Annotated in this window: 14 protein-coding genes; 5 read left to right on the forward strand and 9 right to left on the reverse strand. The window is 64.1% G+C overall.

Features of this window, described 5'->3' with window-relative positions; translation table 11 throughout:
- Positions 1-20: 20 nt before the first annotated feature.
- On the reverse strand, positions 21-1928 hold the full coding sequence (locus AC1D0N_RS02940; RefSeq protein ID WP_477241206.1) for a propionyl-CoA synthetase: 1908 nt from the start codon (positions 1926-1928) through the stop codon (positions 21-23).
- A 146-nt stretch (positions 1929-2074) separates the two neighbouring features.
- Here AC1D0N_RS02940 and AC1D0N_RS02945 point away from each other — a divergent pair, with 146 nt between their 5' ends.
- The 5 genes from AC1D0N_RS02945 (at position 2075) to AC1D0N_RS02965 (ending at position 6058) form a co-directional block, all read left to right on the forward strand.
- Positions 2075-2890 carry a DUF2259 domain-containing protein gene (locus AC1D0N_RS02945; protein ID WP_477241208.1) on the forward strand — a complete coding sequence of 272 codons (816 nt, stop codon included), beginning with the start codon at positions 2075-2077 and terminating at the stop codon, positions 2888-2890.
- A gap of 14 nt (positions 2891-2904) precedes the next feature.
- On the forward strand, positions 2905-3732 hold the full coding sequence (locus tag AC1D0N_RS02950) for a DUF2259 domain-containing protein (protein WP_477241210.1): 828 nt from the start codon (positions 2905-2907) through the stop codon (positions 3730-3732).
- 615 nt (positions 3733-4347) lie between these two features.
- A complete protein-coding gene (locus AC1D0N_RS02955; protein WP_477241212.1) occupies positions 4348-4635 on the forward strand; it encodes a PqqD family protein in 288 nt (95 codons plus the stop codon).
- Positions 4635-5069: a lasso peptide biosynthesis B2 protein gene (locus AC1D0N_RS02960; protein ID WP_477241870.1), complete on the forward strand. Its 435-nt coding sequence runs from the start codon at positions 4635-4637 to the stop codon at positions 5067-5069. Before AC1D0N_RS02955 ends, AC1D0N_RS02960 begins: the two co-directional genes overlap by 1 nt.
- Entirely contained in the window at positions 5066-6058 is a 993-nt protein-coding gene (locus tag AC1D0N_RS02965) for a serine kinase (protein WP_477241214.1), read from the forward strand. Before AC1D0N_RS02960 ends, AC1D0N_RS02965 begins: the two co-directional genes overlap by 4 nt.
- Before the next feature lie 36 nt (positions 6059-6094).
- On the opposite strand, the gene AC1D0N_RS02970 is transcribed toward AC1D0N_RS02965, so the two are convergent.
- From AC1D0N_RS02970 to dhaL, 8 genes are all read right to left on the reverse strand, one after another.
- The gene (locus AC1D0N_RS02970) at positions 6095-7042 is read right to left on the reverse strand and encodes a formyltransferase family protein (RefSeq protein WP_477241216.1); all 948 of its coding nucleotides are present in this window, start codon (positions 7040-7042) and stop codon (positions 6095-6097) included.
- Complete coding sequence (locus AC1D0N_RS02975) at positions 7039-8061, reverse strand: nucleotidyltransferase family protein (RefSeq protein WP_477241218.1); 1023 nt, start codon at positions 8059-8061, stop codon at positions 7039-7041. The genes AC1D0N_RS02970 and AC1D0N_RS02975 overlap by 4 nt, the downstream gene beginning before the upstream one ends.
- 263 nt (positions 8062-8324) lie before the next feature.
- Positions 8325-9311 carry a dihydroxyacetone kinase subunit DhaK gene (dhaK, locus tag AC1D0N_RS02980; protein ID WP_477241220.1) on the reverse strand — a complete coding sequence of 329 codons (987 nt, stop codon included), beginning with the start codon at positions 9309-9311 and terminating at the stop codon, positions 8325-8327.
- Positions 9312-9344: 33 nt separating this feature from the next.
- Positions 9345-9770, reverse strand: a complete 426-nt coding sequence (locus AC1D0N_RS02985; RefSeq protein WP_477241222.1) for a hypothetical protein — start codon at positions 9768-9770, stop codon at positions 9345-9347.
- 8 nt (positions 9771-9778) lie between these two features.
- Positions 9779-11365, reverse strand: a complete 1587-nt coding sequence (gene ptsP, locus AC1D0N_RS02990) for a phosphoenolpyruvate--protein phosphotransferase (protein WP_477241224.1) — start codon at positions 11363-11365, stop codon at positions 9779-9781.
- Complete coding sequence (locus AC1D0N_RS02995; protein ID WP_477241225.1) at positions 11349-11651, reverse strand: HPr family phosphocarrier protein; 303 nt, start codon at positions 11649-11651, stop codon at positions 11349-11351. The genes ptsP and AC1D0N_RS02995 overlap by 17 nt, the downstream gene beginning before the upstream one ends.
- 21 nt (positions 11652-11672) lie before the next feature.
- Positions 11673-12062, reverse strand: a complete 390-nt coding sequence (gene dhaM / locus AC1D0N_RS03000) for a dihydroxyacetone kinase phosphoryl donor subunit DhaM (RefSeq protein WP_477241227.1) — start codon at positions 12060-12062, stop codon at positions 11673-11675.
- Positions 12059-12658: a dihydroxyacetone kinase subunit DhaL gene (gene dhaL / locus AC1D0N_RS03005; RefSeq protein ID WP_477241229.1), complete on the reverse strand. Its 600-nt coding sequence runs from the start codon at positions 12656-12658 to the stop codon at positions 12059-12061. Before dhaL ends, dhaM begins: the two co-directional genes overlap by 4 nt.
- Positions 12659-12720 lie beyond the last annotated feature (62 nt).

Genomic DNA, 12720 nt, shown 5'->3' on the forward strand with positions numbered 1-12720 from the left:
CATGGCGGCCGGGCGGTTTCCTACAGCCCTATGCCACGTCCCTTCAGCGCCGCGCCGATCTCGTCGAGGATGGCGGGGTCGTCGATGGTCGCCGGCATGGTCCATGCTTCCTTGTCGGCGATCTTCTGCATGGTGCCACGCAGTATCTTGCCGGAGCGCGTCTTGGGCAGGCGCTTGATCGTCACCACCGTCTTGAACGCGGCGACCGGACCGATCCGTTCGCGCACCAGGGCGACCACCTCGCTCTCGATGGCGCCGGCATCGCGGTCGACGCCGGCATTGAGCACGACGAAGCCGAGCGGGATCTGGCCCTTCATCGCATCGGCGATGCCGATGACGGCGCATTCGGCAACATCGGGATGCGCCGAGAGCACCTCTTCCATGGCCCCGGTCGACAACCGGTGGCCGGCGACATTGATGATGTCGTCGGTGCGCGCCATGACATAGAGATAGCCGTCAGCATCAACCATGCCGGCATCGGCCGTCTTGTAGAAGCCGGGGAATTCGTCGAGATAGGCTTGGCGAAACCGGTCATCGGCGTTCCACAGCGTCGGCAGGCAGCCTGCCGGCAGCGGCAGCTTCACCACCACATTGCCGAGCGTGCCGCGCGGCACCTCATGGCCGGCATCGTCGAGCACGCGGATGTCGTAGCCGGGCATCGGCACGCCGGGCGAGCCGTATTTCACCGGCAAAAGGCCGAGGCCGGCAGGGTTGATGGTCATCGGCGAACCGGTCTCGGTCTGCCACCAATGGTCGATCACCGGCACGTTCAGTTTCTGCTCCGCCCATTTGATGGTTTCCGGGTCGGCACGCTCACCGGCCAGGAACAGGGTGCGGAATTTCGACAGGTCGTATTTCGGCACGAATTCGCCCTTGGGGTCCTGACCCTTGATGGCGCGAAAGGCGGTCGGCGCGGTGAACAGCGCCACCACGCCGTGCTCTGATATCACCCGCCAATAGGTGCCGGCATCGGGTGTGCCGACCGGCTTCCCTTCGAACAGGATGCTTGTCGCGCCATGCAGCAGCGGCCCGTAGACGATGTAGGAGTGACCGACCACCCAGCCGACGTCGGACGCCGCCCAGAACACCTCGCCCGGCTTGACGCCGAACTCGTTTTCCATCGTCCATTTCAGCGCGACCATGTGGCCGCCATTGTCGCGCACGATTCCCTTTGGCTGACCGGTCGTGCCGGATGTGTAGATGATGTAGAGCGGATCGGTGGCCAGCACCGGAACGCAATCGACATTGGCGCCGGCCGCCCGCTCGCGGGCAACGGCGTCGGCAAAGTCGATGTCGTAGTGCTCCTTCAGTTCGCAGCGCAGCTGGTCGCGCTGCAGGATCAGGCAGCCATCGGGCTTGTGCCGCGCCAGCGCGATGGCCGTGTCGAGCAGCGGCTTGTAGGCAACGACGCGTCCCGGCTCCAGGCCGCAGGAGGCTGAGATGATCAGCTTCGGCTTGGCGTCGTCGATGCGGGTGGCAAGCTCGTGCGAGGCAAAGCCTCCGAAGACCACCGAATGCACGGCGCCGATGCGGGCGCAGGCCAGCATGGCGAAGGCCGCTTCCGCCACCATCGGCATGTAGATGATGACGCGGTCGCCTTTGCGAATGCCGCGGTTCTTCAGCACCGAGGTCAGCGCCACCACCTCGCGTTTCAGCTCGGCATAAGTGAATTTCTTGACCGTTCCGGTGATGGCGCTGTCATGGATCAGCGCGACCTGGTCGGCACGGCCGCCGGCCACATGACGGTCGATGGCGTTGTAGCAGGTATTGCAGGTGGCGCCATTGAACCAGCGGCCATAGACGCCAGCGCTGGCATCGAACACGCTGTCGGGGGGCGAATACCAGTCGATGGCTTTGGCCGCGTCAGCCCAGAACTTTTCCGGGTCGCGTTGCCAGCCGTCATAGACCTCGTGATAGCGTGACGCCATCCAACTTCCTTCCGCGAACGATTTGCCGTCTTTGGAAAGAGCCTAGCTGTTTTTCCCCGCCATGTGCAATTTCGTCTTTCGCCGACCTCGCCTTGGCCGCAAATGCAAGGCAGCATGGTCCGGGGTTGGAATGGGGGTGGAACCCAATGATTTTGCGATGCGGGATCGGGCGGGCTGCGTTCGCGGCGCTGTTTTCGGTGATGGCGTCCTCCGCCCAAGCGGGCGATGGCGCCGCCGTCGATCCGCTCGGCTTTTCCAGTGACGGCCGCTACTTCGCCTTCGAGCAATACGGCACGGAAAGCGTCGCCGGCATGGATTACTCGGAAACCTACGTGATTGACTCCACGAGCAGGCCCGTCGACGGCACGCCGCTGGTCGCCGACACCACCACGGTCGACGACAGTCTTTTGCAGGACCCGAACCAGGATCCGCTCGCTATCGTCCGGCTTGAAGCGAAGAAACAGGCGGCGCCCTTGCTCGCCCGGTTCGGCATCGACACTGCCGGCATCGAGCTTGGCAGCGTCGCCGCCAGCCGCTCGCGCGAGACCACGCTTGCCATCGCCGACGAGACCGACGGGCGGCAATCGCCGGTGGTCAAAGCATTGCAGCAAGCGGCGGTCGCGACAACGCCGCTCGATGCCTCGGCATTCGGGGTCGGCGCGCATGTGGATCTGCACGAATTTGCCGTCGATACGGCCGCAGGCACGTGCGCCGACTATGGCTACAGCGGCAAAGGCTTCAGCCTGACGCTGGAGCGCGTCGGCAAGCAGCCGCTGGCGCTTGGCGCCAGCCCGTCTCCGCGGGCGAGTGACGGCTGCCCGCTCGGCTTCGGCCTGGCGGAAGTGCATGCCTTGCGTCTCGCCGACAGTTCGATCGCGCTTGCGGTGCTCGTGCAACGCTTCGAATATGTCATGGAAGACCCAGACCGCCGCTTCATGGCGGTGACCGCCCTGGTGAAATGAAGGAGCCGGAGGACATGCTTCGTCGACGAATCATCGCATGGCCGCTGCTCGTGGCGGCTCTTGGTGCGGGTTTGGCATTGTCTGCCGGAACCGCTCAGGCCGGCGATGCCGCGGCACGGCGTATCATCGGCTTTTCGCCCGACGGCAACTACTTCGCCTTCGAACAATACGGCACGCTCGACGCCGGAGCCTCGGATTCAGGGTATTCGGAAATCGACATCATCGACACAAGCACCGATCAGTTCGTCGGCGGCAAGCCCATTCTTGTCGTTGACGAGTCGGAGGAGTCGACACTAACCCTGGAGCAGGCGCGGGCGCAGGCCGCGGCGCAAGCGGCGCCGATCCTCGCCAAATACGCCATCGCGGCGCGCGGCGAACGCACGGCTTCCGACAAGTTCACTTTTCCCGACGATATGGTCGACTACAACGACATCGCCCGCCTCGAACAGGTCTCGCAGAAATGGCTCTCGCCGCTCTATGACGAACTTGAGATCTCAACCATCCAGCTCGAGCAGATCCTGGCCGACAGCAAAACGGATTGCTCGGCAAGTTTCGACGAGATGCAGCAAGGCGGCTCAGCACTTCAAGGCGACAAAACCGGCAAGGCGCTCGGTTTCCGCCTGACGCTGGAAGGGCAGGATGGCAAGCCGTTCAAGCTGCTGCACGAGGACAAGACCCTACCGGGGTCGCGCAATTGCCCGACCTCCTACAGCCTGTCGGAATCCTATGAATTCACCCCGGATGGCAAGCCGGCTGTGATTGCCGTGCTGGTGCAGCGCTTCAGTCAGGGGTTTGAGGGGCGCGATCGCCGCTTCATTGCGGTGACCGGGCAAGCGCGCTGAAAAAGCGTCGTCCTGCGCGCAGGCATCCGCGCGCGATTAGGCCGCTCCTGAACGGAGCGGCATCCATGCTGGTCAATGATTCCCGGTCGCCCTAAAGCGGCAATGCCGCGAGCATGAGGCCAACACCACCGGCGATCAGTATGGCCGCAGCCAAGGCTTTCCTGTGACGCTCGAACCCTGTTGGGGCCCGATCCCAATTGTAACGCATACTCTGTCTCCCAAACACCCGGCCGACTCCATAGCTTACTCTGGGTAAGGAAGGCAATACTGCGTCCGAATCTGCCTCGCCTGCTTGACAATGCGCCGTGCCGGCTGGCACGTGCAGTTCACCGACGATTTCAGGGGGGTCTTGTGAAGAAAACTTATGAAAAGCCTGTGTTGAGCAAGCGCGAGAAGCTGTCTCAGATAGTTGGGTCTCCGAGTTCACACTGATCTCTAGTGCCATTCCAGAAGCCCGCTTCATGGATCGAGGCGCGCTTTTGCTTTGCTGGTTCAAACGGATCTGAATCTGGCGAAACTGTCGGTGCTCGTGCTACGATGCCGCTGGACAATGGACAGTGCGGCGTTGCCGCGCTAATTGCTCTCCAGCAAAACTTGCCTCTTTGGAGCGGGTCCGTGGTCGAAATTGCATCTGAGACGGTTCTGCGGCTGGTGGACGACGCCTCGGTCCAGCATGTCGGCGACGGCGCCGTGGTGCTTCTGGCGCGCAGCGGCCAGCTCTACACCTGTAACAGCACGACCGAGGCCTTCCTCGACAAGGTGGACGGCGACCGCAGCCTCGACCAGATAGTCGCCCTGCTCGCCGACGAGTTCGAGATCGACAAGGGCACACTCGATCAGGACATGGCAGAACTGGCGGCCGAGCTTGTCTCGGAAGGTATCCTTGCCGACCCGGGCGCATGATGGCGCACGGTCCTTTGTTGCGCGCGCTGTTTCGCGGTCATTTGTGGGCAAGCGCCCGGCTGATGCCGGTCCTGATCGGCCACCGCAATTTCGAAGCCGTGCTCAAATGGGCGCCGCTCTCCTCGTCGACACCCTATCGCGGTCTGCCGTCCGCCTACATCGTCGCCAGCGTCAACCGTACGGTCCGGCATCCATGGCTGATGCGCGACCGCCGGTGCCTGCGGGAAGGCTTGCTGGCGCATCGCTTCCTGCGCTTTGCCGGCTTCGATCCGGATTTGCGCTTCGGCGTTGATCCGAAGTCGATGCATGCACCGCGCATTGCGGCGCATTGCTGGGTCTGCCTCGACGGCCGGCCGGTGGTCAGCGACAGCCTTCCCGGCATGGTGGAAATCTATCGCCACCATGCCGACGCCGGAAAGGCGCACGCCGCTTGACCAGACCCGCCGCCTCAGGCCGCTATGCCCTCAACGGACAGGTCATCGGCATCACCGCCGAAAGCCCCGATCTTTGGCGGGATTTCGACAAAATGGTTGCCAGCCTGCGCGTCAGCGAATCGGCCGAGCCGAGCTTTCGCATCGATATCGTCGAGACAGAATCCTTGCCGGAATCGCCGGATGGCTCGCTCGCTTTCGATGGCGAGGTGCCCGAGGACGGCCATTGCCGGATGATCGACAATGGCGCCGTCATCCATCTGATTTTCCCCGGCAGCCAGACATGCTCGATCCATGCCGGCGAAGGCTGGGCCAGGATCCACGTCCGCCCGGATACGAAGATCGTCTGGACGCTGTGGATGCTGGTGCTCGATGCCGCACTCGATGCCGGCGGCCAGCATATGCTGCACACCGCAGGGCTGACGCTGCCAGGCAGCGATGCTCTTGTGCTGATCCATGCGCCGAGCGGCACCGGCAAAAGCACGACGTCGCTGGCACTGGCCTCGCAAGGGTTCGGCCTCTGTTCGGACGATGCCATGGTCCTCAGCCTCGCTTCGGGCAAGGCTCTCGCCTGGGGCCTGCCGCGGGCTGCCAAGATCCATCGCAAAACCGCCGAGATGATCCCGCTCGTCCAGCCATGTCTCGGCCTCTCCTGGGATCGCAATGGCGAGCAGGCCGTCTCGCTCGAACGCCTGCGCGAGATCATACGCGTCGAGGACACGGGACCCAGGCCGGTCGCGGCACTCTTCCATCTCGCCCGCTCGGCCGATGGCCAGAACCGGCTGGTCGCCATGGCCAAAACCGACGCAATGGTGGCGCTGGCCGCAGACAATGTCAGGACTGGCATGACCGGCCTGTTGCCGCTGCAGAAGCGCCGGATGGCGACGATCACCAAATTGGTTCTGGCCGTTCCAACCTTTACGCTGCAAGTGGGGGCCATGCCGGCCGACGCCGCGCCGCTGATCCGCGCGGCGTTGGCGGCACAGGGCTGAGCTCTCCTCTCCCAGCAAGGCTCCGAAGGGTCAGCGTCAGGTGCGAAGCCGGCTCACTATGCGCTGCGATTGCACCAGCAATTTGGAGAAACCATTGTAGACAAGGTGGACAAAGCGACCGTCGGCGCAATCGAATTCGACCCATCCCCAGTGTCTGACCGGCGCCTCGCCTGTCGCCGGCCCAAGCCGACGGATCGGCTGCGCCAGCCGCACCAGCCTGCCATTCACCAGCACGTGGATGGCAACATTGCGTCCGGCAACACGCCACACGCGCGCGACATGGTCACTCGACCATTTGTTGTCGATGACGAGCGGCGCGCGGGCGAGTTGCGCCCAGGTGAAATCCCCCGTCGGCTGCGGCTTGCCGATCAGCGCGCCGGTGCAATGTTCGGGCGCGAACTCCGTCACCAGCGTCTTCATTGCGCTCGCCAGTGCCCGCGAGACAGTTGCCGCGGAACTCCAATCCTCGCTGGAAAAGGCAATCTGGGCCAGGATGTCGCCTTCGTCGAAGCCTGACGTCATCTTGTGCAGCGTCACGCCACCATGGGTTTCATGCTGCCCGTCGATGATGAGCCGGTGGATCGGATGCGGCCCCTTGTAATGCGGCAGCAGCGCCGGATGCAGGTTCAGTCCGCCCTTGGAAAACAGGTTCAGCACAGTATCCGGGATGAGGGCGCTGAAGCCGAAGCAGACAAGAACGTCGGCCCCGACACCGGCAAGTTGCCGGGCAAGCGCGTCCCAGTCATGCGGCCGGCCGAACTCGATCAACTGGACTTGTGTGCCGCCGAGATTGCTCCTGAGCGCAAGTTTGCGCCTCAGGCGCCGCCGCCAGGTGCCAACGCTGAAGCGCTTGTTCCGGCGCGGCGCAGGCACAATGATGGCGGCGATGCGATGGCCTTTCTCCACCCAACCGGCCAGCATTGGTCCGGTGACGGCTGTGATTTCGAGAATGAAAACCGCCGAAATCGGCTTGTCCGGGCTCATGCAAAGTGCGGCTTGGCTTTGGCAAGTCTCTGGATCCAGCGAAAGGCGTCGCGGCGCAGGCGCGAGCGCATCTTGTCCCTGGAATTGACGCCAAGCAGCGTATCCCGGGTGATCAGCCGCCTGGCGAGCCGGATACCCAGATCGGGCTTGATCCGATCGGCAATGTCGAGTGCACGTCTTTCATCGAACAGCCGGCCGGTGACGTTGAGCACGGTTGCCAGTTCGAGCTCGATGCCGGTCATCCGCGCTGCCTCGAGCAGGCTCGCTTCCGCGTCCGGCGATCGCAGGGCACGCACGCCCTGCAGCACGTCGACGCACAGCTGCAGCCGGTGGAATTTGTGCCCGCCGGCGGCATGGACGATGGCGATGGTCAGCATGGCGGCCGGCGTGTCGGTTGCCTCGCCGTCGATCACGCGCAATTCCTTGAAACCCAGCGACAATCGCCGCCGCATGCCGGAATCATGCACCAGATTGCCATGCAGCTCGATCATCAGGCTCGGATTCTCCTTCTCGAGCCATTTGAACTCCTGCAGGTCGTTGGATTCTGCTTCGTCGCTGCCAAGCTCGAAACCGCATGCCGCAATCACCCGGTTGGCGTCGGGCAGATGCGCCGGGTCGACGAGGATGTCGATGTCGGTGAAGGGCCTGTCGGCGACGTGCCTGTACAGCGTCCGTGCAAAGACCGGGCCCTTGACGATGCGTGCCGCAATGCCACCTGCGGCGAGCGCCTTCATGATGCGGTCGCCATGGTATTGCAGCAGCATCGACTGGCCGGTGACCAGCGTCGACTTCCGGCGCAGGTCGGACAGCGTCTCCATCAATCCGGCGTCCTGAGGCAGATGGGCGTCGCCACGCTCCTGCAGCTTGCGCAGCATGATCGGCAGGATGCCGTGGAATTCGGCATTGGCCAGCAGGGCCGACAGGGTTTTTGCCGCGAGGTCGCCTCCGGCCAACGGCGCCTCGGGGTCCGCATAGTTCAGCAGCAGCTTTTCTTCGGCAGGCGTAAGTGGTGGCAGCATGAACCCGGGCAGCGGTACGGATTAAAGGGATTATCGAAAGATGGTCGCAGAAAAGCACGGCGGAAGCCAGTGCGCCTGAATTGACTTTAACAGGCCCATTCTTACACTCCCCGTTGCAAAACAAGGGGCATTGATATGAGCAAGAAGAAATATGAGGCGCCTGTCCTGCGCAAAGCCGGAAAATTGTCCGGCGTTACAGCGGGTGGGGGTCCATCAGGCCCCGCAGGCTGACCGACGATAGTCGGTCGGCGCTAGCCTCCCGGTTACATGCCCCAGCGCAGCGCTGCCGTATGCACGGGCGCATCCCACAGGGCCGTCGTTTCCGCGTCGAGCATGGTCAGCGTGATCGAGCAGCCGGCCATGTCTAGCGACGTCACATAGGACCCGACCAGTGAGCGGGTGACCTTCACCCCGTGCGTCTCGAAGATTTTGCGGGCGCTGTTGTACATCAGGTAAAGTTCCATCAGCGGTGTGCCGCCGAAGCCGTTGACGAACAGCAGCGCCGGGCCTTTCGCGGCATTGCCGAGATCGCCCAGGATCGCAGCACAGATTTCTTCGGCAATGGCATCAGCGCTCTTCAATGTGTCGCGCCGGCGGCCCGGCTCGCCATGAATGCCGACGCCGAATTCCATTTCGCCGTCGCCGATGGCGAAGGTCGGCTTGCCCGCCGCAGGCACCGTGCAACTGGTCAGCGCCACGCCCATCGAGCGCGTCGCGTTGTTGACGCGCTCGCCCAGCGCCTTCAAGGGCTCCAGTGCCATGCCTTGCTCGGCCGCGGCGCCGACGATCTTCTCGACCACCAGCGTGCCGGCGACGCCGCGCCGGCCGGTGGTATAGGACGAGTTCTCGACCGCGACATCGTCATTGGTGACGATTTGCAGAATGCCCTCCGACATTTCGGCGGCCATCTCGAAATTCATCACATCGCCTTCGTAGTTCTTGACGATGAACAGGCAGCCGGCGCCGGTGTTGACGGCCTCTGCCGCCGCCAGCATCTGGTCCGGCGTCGGCGAGGTGAACACCTGGCCGGGGCAGGCGGCGTCCAGCATGCCGTACCCGACCAGACCGCCATGCAGCGGCTCATGGCCGGAGCCGCCGCCCGAGATCAGCGCCACCTTGCCCGGCTTCAGATCCGTGCGGCGGACGAATTTGTGCTCGTCGCCAAGCACGAGAATATCGGCGTGGGCGGCGACGAAGCCATCGAGGCTTTCGGTCAGCACCGTCTCCACCGAATTCAGGAATTTCTTCATGGTGTCCTCCCGACACAAATGCGCATGAGACGATCAGCCGCCACCTTTGCCGGTGATGCTGGTGATCTTCTGGATGAAATCATTGACCGCCCGGTCGAGCGCGGCATTCTGCTTGTCGTCGCCGAAGTCGGGAACGATCAGCGAGACATGCCGCGTCTTTCGCAAGCCTGATGCCACCGACATCTTTCCCGGATGCGCCTGATGATAGGCGGCGAGGAAATGATCGCGCTCGGCTGGGCTGAAATGGCAGACCGAAAAGATAGCCGGCAAATGTTTGGACGGGATTGGCACCGAATAGGTCGGGCTGGAAATTTGGGTGACGAAGCTGCGGTGTTTTCCCAGCGCATCGGCAAGGCGCTGGCGCATGCCGGACGGGCGTTGGTCGATGACCTGCGACAGGATCGTCTTGTAGGCGCGGATCGCCGCTTCGGAACCGGGTTCGGGGATTTTTTCGACCATGCCGGCGCCTAGATCGCGGCGTCCGCGATGGCCGCCTTGGCCATGGCGAGCTGTGCGGGCACGACGGAGAGATCACGCAGGCCGGCTTCGAGCAGCACCGGTATCGACGCCGGATCGCCGCCGGCATCACCGCACAGGCTGACCGGAACTCCGTGCGAGCTCCCGAACGCGGCGACTGAAGCGATCAGCCGAAGCACGGCCGGATGCCGGACCGAATTCAGATGCGCGACCGCGGCATTGTCGCGGGCAGCCGCCATCACATATTGGGTCAAGTCGTTGGAGCCGATCGAGAAGAAGGCAACATCGGCAAACGCCTCCGGCGCGATAGCCACCGACGGCACTTCCACCATGATGCCGAGTGGCGGCATCTTTTGCGCGATACCGCGCGCGGCGAGCCCGGCCTGCTCTTCCGCGAAAAGCGCGGCGGCACGCGCATATTCGTCAGCAATGGTGATCATCGGGAACATCACCTTCAGATTGCCGTGGACGGCGGCGCGCAGCAATGCCCGGATCTGCACCCGAAAGATCTCCGGCCGCGCCAGCGACAGCCTGATGCCGCGCAAACCGAGGAACGGATTGGTCTCCTCCACCGTGAAACCGGGCACCGGCTTGTCACCGCCGGCATCGACGGTGCGGATGGTCGCTGGCTTGTCGCCGGCCCATTCCAGCACTTTGCGATAGGCGCGATATTGCGTTTCCTCGTCCGGCAGCGTTTTGCCGAACAGGAATTCGGTGCGCATCAGCCCGACACCGTCGCAGGTCGAAATATCGATGCCGTCGACATCGGATGGATCGGCGATGTTGACCTGCACCCGCACCGCTGTCCCGGCTTTCGTCACCGCCGGCTTTGCCAGATAGGTCTCCGCTCGGTCGCGGCGCGCCGCGAAGGACGATGACGAGCGGCGGAACGCCTCGATCTCGGCCTTGGACGGCGAAAGCATGATGCCGCCATGCTCGGCATCGAGCAGGGCTATCCCGGCAAGATGAGCCGGCGAAGCACCGAGTCCCACAACCATCGGCACGCCGCGCGAGCGTGCCAGCATGGCGACATGGCTGGCCGTGCTGCCGGCCTTCAATGCGATGCCGCCGCCTGAACTCCAGTCGGTTTCCAGAAAGCGCGTCGGCGCGATGTCGTCGCCGTAGAAGATGGCGCCGGCCGGCACGGCAATATCGCCGTCCTCGGTCAGCGCGCGCAGCACCTGGTCCCTGATGTCGCGCATGTCGGCCGCGCGGGCCCGGAAATAGTCCTGGTCCGACGTTTCATAGCCGGCAATCTCGGCGTCGAGCGCCTGCCGCCACGCCATATCCGCTGGCATACCGGACAAGATCGCAGCAAAAGCCGGGCCGATCAGCGCATCGTCCTCCAGCATGGCGAGCTGGAATTCGAGAATGTCGGCGGCATCGCCTTCGCTTGCTTCGATCAAGGCGGCAAGCCGACCCGTCGCAACGCCGATCGCGGTCTCGAGCGCGGCCTTTTCTTCCGCCGCGGTCGCCTTGCCGGCGTATGGCGCGGTGGCCCGGTCGAGATCGAACAAAGGCCCTTCGGCATAGCCGGCCGAGGCCGAGATGCCTTGCAGCCTAAGCGGTTCGGACATGGTCCGCGTCCTCGTCGAAGTCGCGCCGCACCAGTTCGACCAGCGCACCGACCGCCTCGCCGGCGCCGACGCCCTTGGCCCTGATGTGTAGCAGCGTACCTTTCGGCGCCTTGGCCGCCATCACCTTGACGATGCTCTTGGCGTCGAACCACGGCCCGTTGGCGGCGAGCGCCACTTCGACCTCGGCCGAAAACGTCTTGGCGAGCTTGGTGAACTTCACCGAAGGGCGCGCGTGCAGACCCACCTCGTGGGTGATCAGGACAGTGGCTTCGGCAGATGCGGACATGCTGTCAAAATTCCTGTTCATTCACGACGGCGACAATTCGTGCGCCGTCGCCACCACTTCCCTGAGCGAGGCGCCGCCGGAGGACTCCGTCGCCGCCATCACCGCGCCCTCGACGATCGGCGCATTGCAGACGATGATCTTCTGCGCGCGCGGCTCGCCGATCATCTCGACCGCCATCTCCGAGTTGGTCTCGGCGCCGCCGAGATCGACGAGGATGGCCACCCCTGCCTCCGACCAGGCCTTGTCGATGGCGCCCATGATCGCTTCGACACTTGTCCCCAGCCCGCCATGGCCGTTTCCGCCGCACCATGCAAGCGGCACTTCGTCGCCGACCATCTGGCGCACCATGTCCGCCGTGCCTTCGGCGACCAGCGGTGAATGCGATACGATGACGATGCCGACATTGCTCATGCTTGGCCCTCAATGCTTTCCGCGACCGCCCGCACCAGCAGCGCTGTCGAACGTCCGCCAGCATCCATATGACCGATCGAGCGGTCGCCGAGGAACGAGGCGCGCCCGCGCAGGGCCTTCATCGGCACGGTGGCCTCGGCGGCTCGATCGGCGACATCGACGATCTCCGCCGCCGTCTCTCCCTGCAGCAGCGCCTCATGCACCGGCTGCAACACGTCGAGCATGGTCTTTTGCCCGACCTGCGATTTGCCCCTGGCCGCCACCGCTTCGATCGCCTTGCCGAAGGCGGCTGTCAGGTTGGCGCGATCCGGCTCTGCCGAAATCTCCTTGCCGAGCGCCATGAACAGCGTGCCGAACAAGGGCCCCGAGGCGCCGCCGACGGTCATCACCAGCCTGGTGCCGATCGCCTTCAGCGCTTCCGGCAATGGTTTTGCCGCGAACGCGTCGGCCTCGGCCCGCAGCGCCTCGAAGCCGCGCTTCATGTTCAGCCCGTGGTCGCCATCGCCGATCGCCTGGTCGAGCGCGGTCAGTTCGTCGGCATGCGCCGCGATCGTGTCCGCCGCGGCGACAACCAGCCTGGAAAGATCCAATGTCATGTCACCTGTACTCTTGGTTCCTGCGCTTTCGGCAGGGTGGGAAGGTGCCATTTCCAACGATC

It is taken from the genome of Mesorhizobium sp. P2_E10, from assembly GCF_056404235.1.